The sequence below is a fragment of the Pseudomonas sp. S1(2024) genome (assembly GCF_046557535.1).
Map to the genome: position 1 here is coordinate 50,316 of NZ_JBKGFP010000093.1, position 17,604 is coordinate 67,919.

The following is a 17,604-nucleotide window of genomic DNA, read 5'->3' on the forward strand; positions in this document are numbered from 1 at the left end:
AAGGATCGAATGAAAATGTCCGAGCCAGTCAAACTGCGCCCACACAACCAGGCCCATTGCAAGGACTGCAGCCTGGCCCCCCTGTGCCTGCCTCTGTCGCTCAACCTGGAAGACATGGATGCACTGGATGAAATCGTCAAACGTGGGCGGCCGTTGAAAAAAGGCGAGTTCCTGTTCCGCCAGGGCGACAATTTCGGCTCGGTCTACGCGGTACGTTCCGGCGCGCTGAAAACCTTCAGCCTCAGCGACAGCGGCGAAGAGCAGATCACCGGCTTCCACCTGCCCAGCGAGCTGGTCGGCCTGTCGGGCATGGATACCGAAGCCTACCCGGTGTCGGCCCAGGCCCAGGAAACTACCTCGGTGTGCGAAATCCCGTTCGAACGCCTCGACGAGCTGTCGGTGCAGCTACCGCAGCTACGCCGCCAACTGATGCGGGTAATGAGCCGGGAAATCCGCGACGACCAGCAGATGATGCTGCTGCTGTCGAAAAAGACCGCCGACGAGCGCATTGCCACCTTCCTGGTCAACCTGTCGGCACGCTTCCGCGCCCGCGGCTATTCGGCCAACCAGTTCCGCCTGAGCATGTCGCGCAACGAAATCGGCAACTACCTGGGCCTGGCGGTGGAAACCGTGTCACGGGTGTTCACCCGCTTCCAGCAGAATGGCCTGATCCGCGCCGAAGGCAAGGAAGTGCACATTCTCGACCCGATCCAGCTGTGCGCGCTGGCCGGCGGAGCAATGGAGGCCTGAGGCCGGCGTTTAGCGGGTATACTTGGGCATTCGTTTTCCCAGGATACCCGCAACAATGCACAGCGACGCCTTCGACCTCAAAGCCCTGATCCGCCCGGTAGTGGACTTCCCCAAACCGGGCGTGATCTTCCGCGATATCACCCCGCTGTTCCAGTCGCCGCGCGGGCTGCGCTATGTAGCCGACCAGTTCATCGAGCGCTACGTCGAAGCCGAGTTCAGCCACATCGGTGCCATGGATGCCCGGGGCTTCCTGATCGGCTCGATCATCGCACACCAACTGAACAAGCCGCTGATCCTGTTCCGCAAGCAGGGCAAGCTGCCGGCTGATGTGCTGAGCGAGGGATACCAGACCGAGTACGGCGAAGCCTTCCTGGAAGTGCATGCCGACAGCCTGTGCGAAGGGGATTCGGTGTTGATCTTCGATGACCTGATTGCTACGGGCGGTACGCTGCTGGCAGCGGCCAACCTGGTGCGCCGGACCGGTGCGCAGGTGTTCGAGGCGGCGGCGATCATCGATCTGCCGGAGCTGGACGGGTCGCGCCGGCTGCAGGCGGCCGGGGTACCGACTTTCTGCCTGACCGAGTTTTCTCTTAGCGAGTACTGAGTTGGGTTTTGGGGCTGCTTTGCAGCCCATCGCGACACAAGGCCGCTCCTACAGGGACCGCGAATACCCGGATATTGCGCGGTGCCTGTAGGAGCGGCCTTGTGCCGCGATGGGCTGCAAAGCGGCCCCAACAATTCTGGATCAGAGCGAAATCGGCCGACGCCCCGCAAACGCATGGGCCAAGGTCCCACCATCCACCAGCTCCAGCTCGCCGCCCAGCGGCACGCCATGGGCAATCCGCGACGCCACCAGGCCCTTCTCGCTCAGCAACTGGGCAATGTAATGCGCCGTCGCCTCCCCTTCCACCGTCGGGTTGGTCGCCAGGATCACCTCGGTGAAGGTGCCCTGCTCCTCGATCCGCGCCATCAGCTGCGGAATCCCGATCGCCTCGGGCCCCAGCCCGTCCAGCGGTGACAAGTGGCCCTTGAGCACGAAGTAGCGACCACGGTAGCCGGTCTGCTCCACTGCATACACATCGGTCGGCCCTTCGACCACACACAACTGGGTATCGTCACGGCGCGTGTCGGCGCATTGCGGGCACAGCTCCTGCTCGGTCAGGGTACGGCACTGACGGCAATGCCCAACCCCTTCCATGGCCTGGGTCAAGGCCTGGGCCAGGCGCAGGCCACCGCTGCGGTCACGTTCGAGCAATTGCAGGGCCATGCGCTGGGCGGTTTTCTGGCCGACACCCGGGAGAATACGCAGGGCATCGATCAGTTGGCGGATGAGAGGGCTGAAGCTCATGGGAAAGGCCTGACAAATCAATAAGAGGCGGTTTATACCCAGCGGGGGCAGTGGCGTCAAATCAGCCATGCGACCTGCGCGGTCTGTTTTCTGTGGGAGCGGCCTTGTGTCGCGAAAGGGGCGCGAAGCGGCCCCGCGATTTCAGCTTCGCAGCGTGAATTGCCGGGGCTGCTGCGCAGCCCTTTCGCGACACAAGGCCGCTCCCACAAAAAAACAGACCGCGCCTGGGTTGAAATCTCTGTAAAAAAAACCGCCGCTGGTATCAGCGGCGGTTTTCGGTAACGCAAATGCCCTTAGAACGGCATCTTGAAGCCCGGCGGCAGCTGCATGCCGGCGGTCATGCTGCCCATCTTGTCCTGGCTGTTCTGCTCGACCTTGCGCACCGCGTCGTTCAGTGCCGCGGCGATCAGGTCTTCCAGCACTTCCTTGTCGTCTTCATCAGTCGACATCAGGCTCTGGTCGATGCTGACACGCTTGACGTCGTGACGACCGGTCATCACCACGCTCACCAGGCCACCACCGGACTGGCCGGTGACTTCGGCGTTGGCCAGCTCTTCCTGCATCTTCTGCATCTTTTCCTGCATCTGCTGGGCCTGCTTCATCAGGCCGGCCATGCCACCTTTCATCATGGGGGTATACCTCGATTGGGTCATGTGATGCGGCCCGGCACCGGGCCGGCCGCATGGTTATCCGTTACTGGCCCTGATTAACCAGGGCTTCTACAGGCTCAATAGTATCGTGCCGCACCTTGGCGCCGAACAACTTGATCATCTGCTGGATCAACGGATCCTGCTCGATCGAGGTGACTGCGTCCTGCTGGCGCTCGGCGCGTTTGCGCGCCGCCGCCTGGGCCGGGGTTTCCTGCTCGGGCAGGATCAGCTCGATGCGCAGGTTCAGCGTGCGCCCCAGGTGCTGGTTGAGCGCTTCGTTAAGGCGCCGTTGCTGGGTGGCGTTGAACAGCGCACCCTGGCCAGGGTCCAGGTGCAGCAACCAGTCGTCGCCATCGACGGCAATCAACGTACAGTTTGCCGCGATGTTGCCTGTCATCCCGGATACAGGCAACTGTGGGAATAATTCCAGCCATTGCAGGGCCAGGCCGGTGGCCGGCTTGGCTGCGGGCAGCGGTACGGCTGCCGGCTTGGGTGCTTCTTCCTGGACGTGTTCGGCCAGTTCGTCCAGGTAGCTGAAGCCGACCGGGTCGCTTTCGCCGCCGTAATAGTCTTCGTCCAAGGGCGGTTCATCGTCGCGGTCCATACCCACGGCGGCATAGGCGGACGGGTCGAAGGGTGGCTCGTCGTCGTGCGCCGGGGCGGCAGGTGCCGGCGTGGGCGCAGCGGCCGGTGCAGGAGCCGGCGCAGGCTCGGCCATTACCGGTGCGGGCGTAGGCGCAGGCTCTTCCCATGGCAGGTCAACCACCTCTGCCACGGGTTCTGGTACTGGCTCAGGTTCACTGACCGGGGCAGGCTCAGCTGCCACCACAGGCTCGACTACCGGCTGTGGCGCTGGTTCGACCGGTGCGGGCGCCGGCACTTGCTGCTCGGCAACCGGTGCAACCGGCGCCACGACAGCAGCGGCCGGCGGCGCCACGGCAACCGCCGGCGCTGCCACCGGTGTTGCAGGATCAGCTGTGGCCTGGCTGATCCCCATTGGCTTTAGTACCGGCTTCGGCGCGTCGTCGGTGTCGGCGGGGCGGAACGCCAGCATGCGCAGCAGGACCATTTCGAAGCCGCCGCGCGGGTCCGGCGCAAGTGGCAGGTCACGGCGGCCGATCAGGCCCATCTGGTAATAGAACTGCACGTCCTCGGCTGGCAATGCCGAGGCCAGTGCCAGCACCCGCTCACGGTCGCCCTGGCCGTTGTCCACCGCTTCCGGCAGCGCCTGGGCAATGGCCACGCGGTGCAGCACATTGAGCATCTCGGCCAGCACGCCAGCCCAGTCCGGGCCCTGCTCGGCCAGGTTGCGCACGGCCTCGAGCAAGGCCCGGGCATCGCCTTCGAGCAGCGCCTGCAGCACCCCGTAGACTTGGCCATGATCAAGGCTGCCGAGCATGGCCCGCACATCGGCGGCCAGTACCTTGCCTTCGCCAAAGGCGATGGCCTGGTCGGTCAGGCTCATGGCGTCGCGCATCGAACCATCGGCCGCGCGCCCCAGCAGCCACAGGGCATCCGGCTCGAACGGCACGTTCTCGGCGGCCAGAACATGGCTGAGGTGCTCGACCACCCGCTCCGGGCTCATGTTCTTCAGCGAGAACTGCAGACAGCGCGACAGGATGGTGGCCGGCAGTTTCTGCGGGTCAGTGGTGGCGAGGATGAACTTGACGTAGGGCGGTGGCTCTTCCAGCGTCTTGAGCAAGGCGTTGAACGAGTGAGTCGAGAGCATGTGCACTTCGTCGATCAGGTAGACCTTGAAGCGCCCACGGCTCGGCGCGTACTGCACGTTATCGAGCAGTTCGCGGGTGTCCTCGACCTTGGTGCGGCTGGCGGCGTCGATCTCGATCAGGTCGACGAAACGGCCTTCGTCGATCTCCCGGCACACCGAGCAGGTGCCGCAGGGCGTGGAGGTGATGCCGGTTTCGCAGTTCAGGCACTTGGCGATGATACGGGCAATGGTGGTCTTGCCCACACCCCGGGTACCAGTGAACAGATAGGCATGGTGCAGGCGCTGGTTGTCCAAGGCATTGATCAAGGCCTTGAGCACATGGGTCTGGCCGACCATTTCGCGGAACGAGCGCGGACGCCATTTACGTGCAAGAACCTGATAACTCATCGAAAAACCATCGCAGCCTGATCGAGCGGAAGATCGCTAATGCTAGCGGAGCGGGGGCAAAATTGCACCCTGCGCAAGTCGTCTAAGCTTTGAAACTGGCGCGCCATCCAGGGAGGATTGCCTTTGCGAAGACTGCTGGCCCTGTTGCTGCTGTGGAGCACCTACAACCAGGCTGAACAGCCCGTGGTGCGTTTTTCTGTCGCCGAGAGCTGGAGCATGCCGCTGGTGCGCATCGAAGGCGACCAGCCGGTGGAAGGCATGCTGTACGACCTGATGCAGGCCTTGGCCAAGGAAGTGGGCATCCGTCCTGAATACCACGTCATGGCCCGCCTGCGCCTGCAGGAGGCGATGAACAGCGGTGATATCGATGTGCGCTGCTATGTCAGCACCCAGTGGTTCAATGACCGGCCAGGGGATTTTGTCTGGAGCATTCCATTGCTGCACCAGCGAGACCTGCTGGTAGGCCGCGCTGGCGACAGTACTCCGCTGCCCCCGGAACAACTGCCTGCCCAGACCATCGGCACAGTGCTTGGCTACACCTATTCGACCTTGCAACCGCTGCTCGACCAGGGCCGCCTGCACCGCGAGGACAGCCGCAGCCAGTTGCTGGTGCTGCAGAAGCTGCAAGCCGGGCGCTATCGGCATGCGGTAAGCAACCAGCTGTCGTTGCAGTGGTTCAACCAGGGCCTGCCCACCGAACAGCAATTGCAGGCGCTGGCAGTACTGGAAGAACAGGACCTGGGGTGCATGGTACGCAATGACCCGGCGATACCGACCCAAGAGCTGCTGCGGGCGCTGGTGCGAATGAAGCAGTCGGGGGAGATCGAGCGGATTGTGCAGCGGTATGGGGGGATGGGCTATCCAACCCCTATGTCTGTGGCTCGCCCCCGAACCCTGGAGTATCGGCAGCAATCTCTGACTCAAAATCTCAAAGTCGGCGTGGTCGCTGTGGGAGCGGGCGAGCCCGCGAACACCGGCATAGCCGGTGCCAGCCACCGAGCTGCATTCTTCGCGGGCATGCCCGCTCCCACAGGATTGTGCGGTGCAGACACAGTTTCTATTACAGGCTCAAGCCTGGTGGTGTCAGCAGGCTGATTGCGCGCTCGCCAGCAAACCCGCACTCAAGAACATCCCCACGCCAAACACAAAATGCGTGGCCAGGCTCTTCAAGCAGTTGCGCGCAGGCGTCGGCGTCCTCGACGCAAAGAACCCCGCACCCATCGCCGGCTGCATGAAGCACAAAGGCGCCACGACCGTCACCACACCAACAACCAGCGCAGGCAACAATGTAGGTGCCAGCAACCAGCCCTCCCCCACGATCATGACCAGCAGCATCGCGAACAGCACGCCGATGGCGTAATGAATCCCCCACCCCAACGCCAGCTCGTGCCGCACCGGTTCTGCCTTGGCAATCGCCAGGTGCCGCACACGCCCGTGCAGCAAATGCCCCGCCCAACGCCCGACCATGGCGAAGTTCAGCGTGGCGACACCCATCCGCCTCAGCAGCAGCCCCCACAGGTCCATCACCATCGTGGCACCGATACCAATCGGCAAGGCGGCGGAAAACATCGCAGTAAACGTCATTGAACAAGCCCTCGAAGATTGACGGTCATCACCATGCCGCGCAGCATAGAAGTTGAAGTCAACTTCAAGTCAAGGGCCCGAAATGGACATTGCCGACGTCGCCAAACGCACAGGCGTACCCGCCTCGACGCTGCGCTACTACGAGAAGAAAGGCCTGCTCAAGTCACTCGCCGGGCCTGGCCAGAGGCGGCAGTTCGCAGCCGATGTTGCAGACCGGCTGGCGCTGATCGCCCTGGGCCAGGCTGCGGGGTTTTCGCTGGATGAAGTGGGGACGATGCTGGTGGACCTGCAAGTCGACCGGCAGATGCTGATCGCCAAGGCCGACGAACTGGATGCACGGATCAGGCGCTTGCAGGCGATGAGCAAGGGCTTGCGGCATGCGGCGCAGTGCCCTGAGGAAGATCACCTGGAATGCCCGAAATTCCAGCGGCTGATGAAGCTGTCGGCGGCGGGGCATGGGAAAAAACAGGGCAGTTCAATGTTTGTCTTGAAGCGCCCAGGATAAAACCACCATCTGGATGCATCATCATCCGAATAGAGTAATGGCAATACGATATCAAAACGCCACTGCTCAGTGTAGAGTTACGCGCCTCCGCGCCCAGCCGTGCGCCGAGAACAGTACTCACACTCAGGAAATGTTGCATGTCCACAATTCGAAATCTGACCGCTGCCGCACTGATAGCGCTGACCACTGGTTGTGCTACCGGCCTCAATTCGGCCCAAGAGTCGGAACTTGCCAGTTATCGCGCCAGAAACCTCGCGGTTGAAGAAAAAAGCCCAGGGCTTGCTGCCGGCCTTGGCCTGCTTCCAGGTGGCGGCTCGTTCTATGGTCGTGCATATGGCTTTGGCGTGGTGAACCTGCTGTTCTGGCCGCTTTCCATTCTGTGGGACCCGGTGAGTGGGCATGACGCTGCAGAGATGATCAACTACCAAGCCACCAAAGCCCATGTTGCAACGCTGAAAAAGCACGACATGGACGAGCTCGATGCCAAGCTGGAATCCGACTCGATCGACCTCAAGCGCTACACGCTCGACAAACGCAGAATCGATGAGAAATACAACCTGTAAAGGCATCTGCCGCACAGCGCGACGCTCGGCCTTTCAATAGTTGAAGCCATACACGATGTATGGCTTTCGTCTTGCACTACCGGCATCTCACTCAAGGATTATTAAAGTGACCTACTTCCGTGTGTTTCTGGTCTCGGTATTTATTGCCCTTTGCACAGGGTGCGCTTCGCCTGCTCAAATCTCCGGAATGTCCGTGGCATCCGACCAGACCGATGCGCAGTTTTACGATCAACGCCTGCATCGCAATATTCAGGTAACCGAAGTAAATGGCGGAGACGCCACCAACCCGCTCTGGACTTCGGAAATCGACGGCCCGGACTTTGGCGCTGCACTCAAACAATCACTTGCCAGTGCTGACCTGCTTGGCGAAGCACCTGCCGCCTACACCCTGCGCGCCAACCTGCTACGCGTCGACCAACCCATTTTTGGCCTGGACTTCGAAGTTACCTGCGAGGCTGAATATACGTTGACCGAGTCCGCTACAAACACCGTAATTTTCCGAGAGATCATCAGGACGCCCTTTACCGCTGGCGTTGGCGACTCCGTTATCGCGATCAAGCGCCTGCGCCTGGCCAATGAAGGTTCGGCACGCACAAATATCAACAAGCTGCTGAAGCGCCTGAAGGAACTCAAACTTGAGACCAGACAGGTTTCTTTGAAGTAATGAACGCCTGCTGATAGCGGCTTTCGATGCGGGTAGGACGACAGCGCCTACTCCGCTGCATCGGCGCGGTCGCGGCAGGACTGGCGGCCAAACCAGAGCGAAGTTGGGTAAAGCGAGAAATCCTTGAGAATTCAAGGACCTGAAATGGAGGCGGCCCCACCAGCCACACCCCGGCACTCGATGTTCCCGCTATGGCTGCTCCCTTCCGGGCCTGACCAGATCGCATGCAAGCATGCTCGGGAATCAATGCAGACCTTATAGGGTAAGGGTTTCAGGCTGATGAGGTAGCAAGATTTCTACCCCTGTCAATCGGCAAGTTGGGCGCTCAAAGGATTAGGTGTGGCCAGAACTGTTCCACTCAATTGGTCCACTTCATTGGTCCACTCTGGTGCTCTCCCATGGCCTACATCGTCCGCCGTCAGTCTGTTTACTACCTCAACCTTCGACTACCGAAGCATCTGTTCCCGAACCGCCACACCCTGCGCGTATGCCTGCAAGTGCGAGAGCGTCAAGCTGCACTATTCCTTGCCAGTTCCTTAGCTCAGCAGGTGAACAGCCATTTGAGCGAACATCCACTAACACCTCCTGAGACGCTGCGGGCGTTGTGCGTACAGTGGCGTGAATCAGCACCACGGCCAGCCCCCCTTCCTGCACCAACTGCACCACGAAAGGTTCCGGCACCTATAGCGAAGACGAAAAGCGACGGACCTACCCTCGCCACCCTTTCGAAGTTGTATATAGAAGAAGGCAAACGAGGCGGTACATGGCGGCAAGGCAGCACCGAAGACGTTGAGCGTGCCCTAGCTGACCTGTTTGAGCTAATGGGCGACATGCCTGCGGTAGCCTTTGATGCTCATCAAGCTCGCATACTAAAAGAACGGCTTAGCCGCTGCCCCCAGTACTTCGGCTTACGGCCAGAGTTCAAGGGGAAGACGTTGAAGCAGGTGGTTGAGTCGGGAAGTACTTACAAGACCATCACCGCCGTCACGGTAAACAACCGTCTGCGCAAGCTCACGGCTTTCATGAACTGGTGCAAGGTGAACAGGTACGTCACGGAAAACCCCTTGGCGGGCATGAAAGTAATGACTGGATCGGCCAAGGAAGCACGACTGTCATTTGATCGCCGTGATCTAGTCGCTCTGTTGGACTATGAAGCATTGCAAAAGGAAGCCCACAAGCATCAGTGGCGATTCTGGATACCACTGCTGGGTCGATACACGGGCGCACGACTGGAAGAACTATGTCAGTTGCGTGTAGATGACTTCATTGAGCAACAAGGTTTCCAGTGTTTCCGTATTGATGACAGCAGTGAAAGCCAGAATCTCAAGAATTCAGGTAGTCGGCGTGTTCTCCCCATCCACCCTACCCTGATCGAACTGGGATTGTTACAGCACGTTGAGTCAGTCAAGGCAACCGGGGCTGATCGACTGTTCCCTGATCTGGAAGCAGTACGTGGCAAGCTAGGCCACGCTCCATCGAAATGGTTTGGTAGGTACAAGACAAAGCTGGGTGTAAGTGACACCCGAAAGACATTTCACAGCTTCCGCCACACATTCATTGATGACCTTCGTGAGGCAGCAGTACAGGACTCGTTAATCAAGCGCATGGTCGGGCATGAGGACAGTTCCGTCACCTTTGGTATCTATGGAAGTCGGACACCGATAGCGGCTATGCGTGACGCACTGCTATGTATTCAATGACCCATCAATTTCACATAAAAAGTTCGGGAAAGTTGCGAACATGTATTGACAATCATTCTCATTTGAGATATAATGAGCAGGTCAATAGAGATAAAGTAAACATACTTACGGAAGTAGGTATTGAAACTTTTCTTATTGACTCGAATCCTTCAACGTCAAACCCTCGACGTTGTTACAGTGAATGACTTACCCTTGCCTCCTTCTCGGGTAACTCATTCACAGCCAGTTAACTACCCTCTATAAGTTAACTGGCAACTTATTCTCTCCTTTCGCTCTCATCATCTAATCAGGTGATGGGGCTTCTTTTTGCTTCAAATAACATCTGTTCAGTCCTAAAACAAATCACATACCTATTGGAGGTAACAATGGTAGAAATTCGCTTGTGTAAAATTTGTAATAACTCAATTAATAACCTGCGTCGTGATGCAATCACATGCAGTAGCAGCTGTCGCGGTAGACTCTTTCGATCAAACAAAGTCAAGCATGTGCTTGTGCAGTTCAAGGTGCCGGTTAGTATTTATACTGATCTAGCAATCAAGGCCTTCAGTGCTAAACAAGGGATCAACGATTACCTGACTAATCTAGTAGTGTCCTCACAATGATCGGTAATTATCTTCTAGTTCACAAGGCTTCCAATTTGATTGTTAACTCATTTGAAGCTGACAAGCCAGAACAGCCGGGCAACCAGTATAAGTTGATTCCGGTAAGTAACTTTGTACTTGATAAATACTACGCGACCCTAGCCAAGCATCAAGATGGCACTTGTGTAGATGCAGGTGAATTTGCGTCGATTAGTCCAAGCTTTCTGGAAGCACTTAAGGCATATTCCCCCTCAATCTAATATGCCTCTAGAACGCTCTATTTTGCGTTTTGAGAGGTTTTATTTTTGGCTATACAACCCTACAGACCCCCTACTTTTGTACCGCTGTAGGCCACGTATTCCGTGGTCTGTATTTGCGAAAACGAGCATGTCACTGACATATTTAGAAGGAACCAACAATGAATAAATTCGTAATCACCCAAATCAAGTATTTCAATTCGTTGAAACAAGCTGCAATGGCAACTGGGAACAAGTCAGAATTTCAAAGATGCACTGATATCATTGAAGCATTGAACAATCACTATGTAATCCGTGGCGGTAGGTATGTCTAATGCTTTTCAGCGTGGAATTGAACGTGCAGTTGCAAGAAAGAAGAACAATGTCGGCAACATCAAACCGGTTAAAGTTGCACAAGAAAAACCAGTTGTTAAAGCTGTGACTGGTTTTGATGAAGAAGTATACCGGGCAACCATCATCAGCAAGATGATTAACCTAATTCATAAACAAAAGGAGAACTAAAATGCCCGAAAAGAAAATCACCATCCAAGGAACGCCGCCACGCTATGATGAATCAGAGTATCAGCGTCGCCTTGCTATTGACTTGCATCGGTATCACAACACAACTGATAGCCTAGAGCATGTAACAGCATCACTATCCCACGATTTCCTTGAACTGGTTGCAGAGAAAGTGAAAGCAGGTTATACAGTTGTCAGAAACTGGCGTGTGGTAATGGAACCATTGAACTACTCATGTTTCCTCAAGAAACCTGATGATGTTCAAGCTCTGGATATTCAAGCTATCAATGCCAGCGTAAAAGCGTCGTATGTTGCATGGTTGCAATCTGAACACACTCGTTACCAAGACCTGCTACGGGAACAACTGAAACAAGCCGCATTGGCGAAAGAGTTGAAAGCCCAGCATGACAAGCAAGCCAAACAACTTGCAGAGATTGAACGACAGGTGCAATCGTGTTACACACCGTTGCAGATTCCTGACTGAGTTCATCAGCACGCTGAGCGATTTAACAATGAGAAATAACAGGCAGGCCGTACTGGTGAAATTCCGGTACGGCTTTTTTGTTGTCCGTTGAAAAGTTGTAAGAACCCGATTTCCATTGGTTGTGATGATGTGGCTGTTAAGCACGTTTCATCTTCACACTGAAAACCTCGTCATTTCCAACGAATTCAACGTATTCAATCAGACTTACCAAGGATCACAAACAGGAATACCCCCTGAGAGCCTCTATTTTGCGATTCTGAGCGTTTTCTCTGCTCGGGCATGAAAGGGGGCGCTAGGATCGCTGTATGAGGCTATATGGAGCTTGCAGAGGCTTGATGTGTGGTAGATGAGAATTGATTTTATCTAAATAAGAATAACTTGCATTTGCGTCCGCTTTCGTGTAGAATCCGCAATCTCAATCCAGTACGCCCCGGTGCCACGCACCCATCTCCACACGACCACGTTCGTAAAACGAACTGCGCATCGTAGGGAGTCTCGTCGTGTCCGCGATTTGAGCTAATCACACCCGAACCCAACTGGCACAGCCAGAGGAATTGTCTATGAACTGAACTTGAAAAGGAGAATCAAAAATGCACCACCTCATCCACGTTGATGGACTTGTAGTCGATACCGCCACTGGCGAAATTCTTGGCTACGACCGACAACCTTCTGTATACGCAACGCCATACGATTATGTACCGGGCATTACCAACTTTCGCAGTGTGGACGATCTCGGTCAGCATTTAGATTTCATTGATCTACGAAAGCTTCCACCACACACGACGCACCGACTGGTCAACTTACAAGACCACCGTCAGGGCTTATGGCATCGGACAGGCCTTGACTGCCGCATCACTGCCCCGATGATGAGCCTGCTCAGGATTTTGCATCCACTAGTTAAGTACCGAAACATCATCATCATGACTCAGACCGACCTTGCTAAGGCACTGGGCACCGCACAGTCAAACCTGATGAAAAAGCTGAACATCTTGGTCGATACCAATAAGATGCGTGTTCACACGTCTCGACATGGCGACATGCGCAATGGTGAGATAAAGCTTATGATTCACCCCGAACTAATCTTTCGAGGTGATGATGCAAAGCGCGATCATGCTGTGAATGTTTGGTATAGCGACTGGACTAATCTCCATCCTCAATCGGTGTCGAGCATAAACAAAAGGGGATTGGATGACAGCACCATTGACACAATTGCGATGGCCGCTTGACCTAAGATACTGACGAAGTCTTGCGTAGGCATTTTGAAAAAATTACGCAAGAAATGCTCTGCAAGCCACGAAAATCAAGGAGTTGTGAAAAATCCTTATACATAAAAAGCTTTTATCTTCTCAGGAGGTCATCCTGAGGATAGCTTCTTCTTCAAGGGTTACGCCTTGCAATGAATGATCTAGGAAAAATGGAAAAGGAGAAGGGACAAAGCTCCCTTCAAAACCAAGAGCGTGTATTGCCCTGTGATGCACAGAATAGTAATGATATCTTGAATAACCATTCCTGAGCTTTGCTCAGAATACAATGCTCAAGATAATCAAGAGCGGGGTCGGACTGCCTGTCCTTAACCCTAAAAGCATTCACTCACTCCGTTCGCTCACTGCGATCACTGGATGTATGGTGATGGCATCTTCTGGTGTAACCGGTGAAGTCGCAGACGAAACATCACCAGTAAAAGTATTTGAAGACCTGTCGGGCTTACGCTTCCTCCTCCTGATGATTCATGAGTCGAACCTTGGTGAGAATCACCATCAGAAATATGGTCTAAGTGTCAGCGGTCTGGATGCCATTTGTATAGTTGTACGAATGTTGTCACCAGTCCTTTCGATTTTTCACCAATCTCATTTTCGAACATTGGGAATTTGCCAATGAGTCAGTGCCCGGTATCAACTACCCGGTGTCAGCTAGCCGGTGGGGCGCCACATCGTCGACGAAGTTCATTTTCGGCTAATCACATAACTCCACAGCCTGTCAAGAGCTTTAGTTTTGGGTATTGTCAGAGCATGAACACTCCATCTAGGTTTGACAAAACCTAGGTAGGGATGCAAAATGACGCCCATCAAACGCCAACTGCTTAGTGGGAGTGCCAAGTGAAAAACGTAGTCGCTTACCTCCGTGTTTCCACCGGCAAGCAAGAACGTTCTGGATTAGGTCTAGAGGCTCAACGCGACTACATCACTACCGCCGCCAAGCAGAATGGTTGGAACATCGTCGCTGAGTTTGTGGAGGCTGTGAGTGGCACTGTCAATCCCGCTGACCGCCCCGAGTGCTCTGACGCTCTTGGCGCCTGCAAAGAACATGATGCTTACTTGGTAGTCGCCAAGCTTGACCGTTTGAGTCGAGACGTTGAGCATGTTGCTGGCCTGATGAAGCGAGTGGAAGTGAAAGTGGCGACAATGCCAAACGCTGACAACTTTGCACTGCACTTGTTCGCCGCCCTTGCTCAGCAGGAACGCGAATTCATCGTTCAACGCACCAAAGACGCTTTGGACGCGCTCAAACAGCGTGCAGATGATGGCTGTGATGAATCCGTGGCGAAGATCAACCGACGCACACAAGCACTAGAGAAAGGACAAGGTGTTGCTACAGGTAGAGAAGGCAAAGCAACCAAGGCCGCAATGGCTAAGGCTGTTACTTTTAATGCCAGTGTGAAGCCACACGTTGAAGCTTGCCTGTACAACAAGTGCACCACGTTGCAAGCGGTAGCGGACTGCCTGAACACCAAGGGCATTCGCACTTCACGCGGTAGCATCTGGAACCCTACGGCTGTACGTCGCCTGATGTTGGCACTTGACTTGCCATTCCCAAAATCTGAATAAAACTAGCTCCATACTGAGCCGTATAGGATACAACCTGTGGGGCAAGGTGGGCACACACCCAATCGCTCTGCTATAGCCCTGTACGGAGCTTTGGCGGGGTGTTTTCGCTCACGGGTGCTAGAAGTCGCCACCGGATTTTGAGCAATATTTCATCTTCAAATTTCCTCGGTTACGGGGGCATTAAGCGCAGTCGATCAATCTCCGTGTCCGTGTCGGATTGTGCGCACAAATCATTCCCGATTCGACTCGAAACCCAAGTCTGAAATTGAGGGGGAATTGGTTTTTTGGCAAAAGGGTTTACGCTTACCCGATCACACCTGACAGAGCTTGACCATGGACAAAGCCACCACTACCGCCGATGCACTCGAACTACTCCACCTGAACCAGATCGCCATGCGTGCGACGATTGAGGAACTGAGCACATGGATTCGCCAACGTGGTTCCACCAACGTGCATGACAACGTGATGACGGCATTGCAGACACTGGATACCAATGCTGGGGCGATCACGAAAGCGATTGATCAGTTGCGAGTATGACTATTCGTAGTAGTACCAGAAATTGACCTTCCATACGATTGAGGAAGGTCATGCTCAATGAAGTCAAGGCGACAAGAGAAATAATCAGATTTTGCTAGTTTCTAGCTCTCCAATCTCATTGCAGGCGGAAACCTCCGAAGTTACATCAGCTTCGTCGTTGTTATCAAAATAACCTTTAGGTATGGCTCGTAGCTTAACCAATACACTACTGCCATGTGGTGTAAGCTTCCACTTCGACAGTTCGCTATGGTACTCAATGAGAGCAAGGGCTTTCAGTTGAAACTTTATAGTTTGCTCATCACGCCAGTAAATTGTGAAGTTTCTAAGGTTGACGAATCCCTTCAAGTGCTCGTCATTGTCGGCTTCACCGCTATCCCTGTAATCGGTTTCCACGATTTTATTGAGTATTTCTTTAAACTTATTGTCACTTATACCATCAAGCATAAGCGATCCTGCGTCTTCAAAAATCTCATTCCATGAGATTTTAATGGTCCGAGTAAATGTCCAAGGTTCATAGTCTTTGTCGCAGTTGAATTCAAATGTTACTGGAAAATCTTCATCTCCCTGCGCTAGGTTACTTACGCCCTCAGGAAGCTCAATTAATGATTTATTGAGTTTTTCCTTTAGATCATCAATTACTTTCCGTAGGCGCAGCACCTCCTCAGCAGCTAAAGAGTCTGCTGCTTTGTCAGCACGAACCCAGCCGGGCATTGGATGAGTTTTAATCAACCTTACCAAGCTGCGGCTTACAACCGAGCCAAGCTCAGCCGAGGTTTCCCAATACTTGCACATTTTCTGCTGAGCTAGAGAGCGGAACTGTTCTAGCAAAACCTTTGACTCAGCATTACTTTCAGTTTTTCCGGCGGTGATGTTTGCTGGCGTTTTATGAAGGAATGCGATGATTGGCTTACCGGTATCCAATGCGTATCGGTATTCTTGCTCGGTATAGCTGATACCCTGTGGACCGATTGATCCATAGCGGCCGCCGACAATGATGATGTAATAATCACACTCATCAATCACCCGCTTTATCAGGCTCCACTGATCTTCATTAGTCGCGGGAAATAGCTCCATTCCCGCTGGTATGCAATCCAGTTCAAGCAGTGCCTGTATAACTTCATGTCTCTCTTCGCGAAGGTCTTCATACGTTGAGCTTACAAAGACCTGATGACGACGCTCTATACTCATGCTGCACTATTCCATGTATTTGAGGTGATATGTTTCTAGTGAAAGAGCACCAGCAGGATCGGATGGCTACGCTTCAGTCCTCGATAGTGTCAATGGCGAAATTTATGAAGGCGGAGCAGCAGATGAGCATGAATCGAGCATCTGCTTTGTTTGGAGCGGTGCTGCTGTCTAACAAAGCGTGTCTAATTCCACCAGCATCACTTGTATAACCGTAGAGCGTCATGAACGCCGACTTCATGCTGGCGTGCAGATTGTGCTTGGCTTCTAGTATTTTTAGTGCTTGACCAAGCGTAGCCTTGTCGTCGCCAACGAGTTTTTTCACAAGAGACTCAACGGCACTAATGCTTTCTTTTATCGAGTTTCGATAATCTGGGTTTGTCCTGTCAGTCAACAAGACAAGGGAAGTTTTAAGATGAGTTCTTGCGCCTGCATAAGCATCTGATGCGGCCAGAGCTTTTTCAATTTCCTCGATTTCTTCACTAGACGTAATTGGAGTGACTTTGCCACCGATGAAACGATAGGCGGAGTTTTCTCGTTCTAGTATCTTATTGAGTTCCTCGATGAGAACTTTTGAGCGAGCAATATTAACTGCCCCGACAAAGAACTCCAGAAGGCTGTAGACGCGGTGCCATGGTAGTTCAAAAAAAACTTCCCGCAGATATTTCTTGAAGTCTGACCAATGGTAAGGAATTAAATCTGTCGGAATTTTAAAGAAGTCCGCGTACAGCTGCTCAAGCAAAGGCTCAAGGTTCGATTTTGGAATCGTGTCGCTACTGTAGTTATAATAAGGTTCGAATTTCGAAAAAAGATGAATCGTTAGAATATTCCAAAGACTATTCTTTAGCTCCAGATCAATACTTTCGCTCTGAGCTACCTTGGTGGCGGGAGCCAGCCCCATCCGCTGAGAGAAATCCAATGTCACCATCGCACCTCATTTCTACCTGTCGTAGCCAACGGCGGCTTGATCCATGACCGACATTGTACACGGTGGCGAATCGCCAGTGCTGACATGCTTCATCGTCCATGCCGTTAGATGACGAGGCATAACGACGTAACCAGCAAGCTGCTGCTGATCAGGATTGAGAACCAAGGAGTATGGACGATAGAATGAATTTACGGTGCACCACTCAGGTGTACTACCGCACTGGTCCACTTCTAGTTTTTTGAGCGAGGAAAGTCCTTTAAAATTAAGGACTTACAGAATGGAGGCGGCCCCACCAGCCACACCCCGGCACTCGATGTTCCCGCTATGGCTGCTCCCTTCCGGGCCTGACCAGGTTAACGGGTAATCAATGCGGGGGGACCGATGGGGCCACCACTACAAGGCTCGCTGAGCAGCGAGTGGCGCCATTGT

At 54.3% G+C, this 17,604-nt stretch carries 17 protein-coding genes, 1 other RNA gene and 1 pseudogene; 12 read left to right on the forward strand and 7 right to left on the reverse strand.

Features of this window, described 5'->3' with window-relative positions; genetic code table 11:
• The first annotated feature begins 15 nt into the window (after window positions 1-15).
• On the forward strand, window positions 16-750 hold the full coding sequence (fnrA, locus tag ACLCGK_RS25935) for a Crp/Fnr family transcriptional regulator FnrA (RefSeq protein ID WP_015271145.1): 735 nt from the start codon (window positions 16-18) through the stop codon (window positions 748-750).
• A gap of 55 nt (window positions 751-805) precedes the next feature.
• Window positions 806-1,354 carry an adenine phosphoribosyltransferase gene (locus ACLCGK_RS25940; RefSeq protein ID WP_009683910.1) on the forward strand — a complete coding sequence of 183 codons (549 nt, stop codon included), beginning with the start codon at window positions 806-808 and terminating at the stop codon, window positions 1,352-1,354.
• A gap of 141 nt (window positions 1,355-1,495) precedes the next feature.
• Here the strand turns inward: ACLCGK_RS25940 and recR are convergent, their stop codons facing one another.
• From recR to dnaX, 3 genes are all read right to left on the reverse strand, one after another.
• Window positions 1,496-2,098, reverse strand: a complete 603-nt coding sequence (gene recR / locus ACLCGK_RS25945) for a recombination mediator RecR (protein WP_003259670.1) — start codon at window positions 2,096-2,098, stop codon at window positions 1,496-1,498.
• A gap of 293 nt (window positions 2,099-2,391) precedes the next feature.
• Window positions 2,392-2,727, reverse strand: coding sequence for a YbaB/EbfC family nucleoid-associated protein (locus tag ACLCGK_RS25950; RefSeq protein WP_003259671.1), 336 nt, complete (start codon window positions 2,725-2,727; stop codon window positions 2,392-2,394).
• A 64-nt stretch (window positions 2,728-2,791) separates the two neighbouring features.
• Window positions 2,792-4,864 (reverse strand): DNA polymerase III subunit gamma/tau, encoded by a 2,073-nt coding sequence (gene dnaX, locus ACLCGK_RS25955; protein ID WP_410953261.1) that lies wholly within the window; start codon window positions 4,862-4,864, stop codon window positions 2,792-2,794.
• 123 nt (window positions 4,865-4,987) lie between these two features.
• On the opposite strand from dnaX, the pseudogene ACLCGK_RS25960 reads away from it, so the two are divergent.
• Window positions 4,988-5,752: pseudogene (locus tag ACLCGK_RS25960) on the forward strand (substrate-binding periplasmic protein); the annotation flags it as partial.
• A 195-nt stretch (window positions 5,753-5,947) separates the two neighbouring features.
• On the opposite strand, the gene ACLCGK_RS25965 reads toward ACLCGK_RS25960, so the two are convergent.
• A complete protein-coding gene (locus tag ACLCGK_RS25965) occupies window positions 5,948-6,448 on the reverse strand; it encodes a DUF2938 domain-containing protein (protein ID WP_410953262.1) in 501 nt (166 codons plus the stop codon).
• An 82-nt stretch (window positions 6,449-6,530) separates the two neighbouring features.
• On the opposite strand from ACLCGK_RS25965, the gene ACLCGK_RS25970 reads away from it, so the two are divergent.
• The 9 genes from ACLCGK_RS25970 (at window position 6,531) to ACLCGK_RS26010 (ending at window position 15,062) form a co-directional block, all read left to right on the forward strand.
• Window positions 6,531-6,953: a helix-turn-helix domain-containing protein gene (locus ACLCGK_RS25970; RefSeq protein WP_410953263.1), complete on the forward strand. Its 423-nt coding sequence runs from the start codon at window positions 6,531-6,533 to the stop codon at window positions 6,951-6,953.
• A gap of 137 nt (window positions 6,954-7,090) precedes the next feature.
• Entirely contained in the window at window positions 7,091-7,516 is a 426-nt protein-coding gene (locus ACLCGK_RS25975; RefSeq protein WP_015271150.1) for a hypothetical protein, read from the forward strand.
• 106 nt (window positions 7,517-7,622) lie between these two features.
• On the forward strand, window positions 7,623-8,180 hold the full coding sequence (locus ACLCGK_RS25980; RefSeq protein ID WP_410953264.1) for a hypothetical protein: 558 nt from the start codon (window positions 7,623-7,625) through the stop codon (window positions 8,178-8,180).
• A gap of 398 nt (window positions 8,181-8,578) precedes the next feature.
• Window positions 8,579-9,880 carry a site-specific integrase gene (locus tag ACLCGK_RS25985; protein ID WP_410953265.1) on the forward strand — a complete coding sequence of 434 codons (1,302 nt, stop codon included), beginning with the start codon at window positions 8,579-8,581 and terminating at the stop codon, window positions 9,878-9,880.
• 1,144 nt (window positions 9,881-11,024) lie between these two features.
• Window positions 11,025-11,219, forward strand: coding sequence for a hypothetical protein (locus ACLCGK_RS25990; RefSeq protein WP_410953266.1), 195 nt, complete (start codon window positions 11,025-11,027; stop codon window positions 11,217-11,219).
• Between the two features lies 1 nt (window position 11,220).
• Complete coding sequence (locus ACLCGK_RS25995) at window positions 11,221-11,700, forward strand: hypothetical protein (RefSeq protein WP_410953267.1); 480 nt, start codon at window positions 11,221-11,223, stop codon at window positions 11,698-11,700.
• Between the two features lie 590 nt (window positions 11,701-12,290).
• Window positions 12,291-12,926, forward strand: a complete 636-nt coding sequence (locus ACLCGK_RS26000) for a replication/maintenance protein RepL (protein ID WP_410953268.1) — start codon at window positions 12,291-12,293, stop codon at window positions 12,924-12,926.
• A gap of 870 nt (window positions 12,927-13,796) precedes the next feature.
• Entirely contained in the window at window positions 13,797-14,525 is a 729-nt protein-coding gene (locus ACLCGK_RS26005) for a recombinase family protein (RefSeq protein ID WP_410953269.1), read from the forward strand.
• A 333-nt stretch (window positions 14,526-14,858) separates the two neighbouring features.
• Complete coding sequence (locus ACLCGK_RS26010; RefSeq protein ID WP_410953270.1) at window positions 14,859-15,062, forward strand: hypothetical protein; 204 nt, start codon at window positions 14,859-14,861, stop codon at window positions 15,060-15,062.
• An 84-nt stretch (window positions 15,063-15,146) separates the two neighbouring features.
• Here the strand turns inward: ACLCGK_RS26010 and ACLCGK_RS26015 are convergent, their stop codons facing one another.
• From ACLCGK_RS26015 to ffs, 3 genes are all read right to left on the reverse strand, one after another.
• The gene (locus ACLCGK_RS26015; RefSeq protein ID WP_410953271.1) at window positions 15,147-16,250 is read right to left on the reverse strand and encodes a DUF4062 domain-containing protein; all 1,104 of its coding nucleotides are present in this window, start codon (window positions 16,248-16,250) and stop codon (window positions 15,147-15,149) included.
• Between the two features lie 73 nt (window positions 16,251-16,323).
• Window positions 16,324-17,175: an AbiJ-NTD4 domain-containing protein gene (locus tag ACLCGK_RS26020; RefSeq protein ID WP_410953272.1), complete on the reverse strand. Its 852-nt coding sequence runs from the start codon at window positions 17,173-17,175 to the stop codon at window positions 16,324-16,326.
• 287 nt (window positions 17,176-17,462) lie between these two features.
• Window positions 17,463-17,559, reverse strand: an RNA gene (gene ffs, locus ACLCGK_RS26025) — signal recognition particle sRNA small type.
• Between the last annotated feature and the right edge of the window lie 45 nt (window positions 17,560-17,604).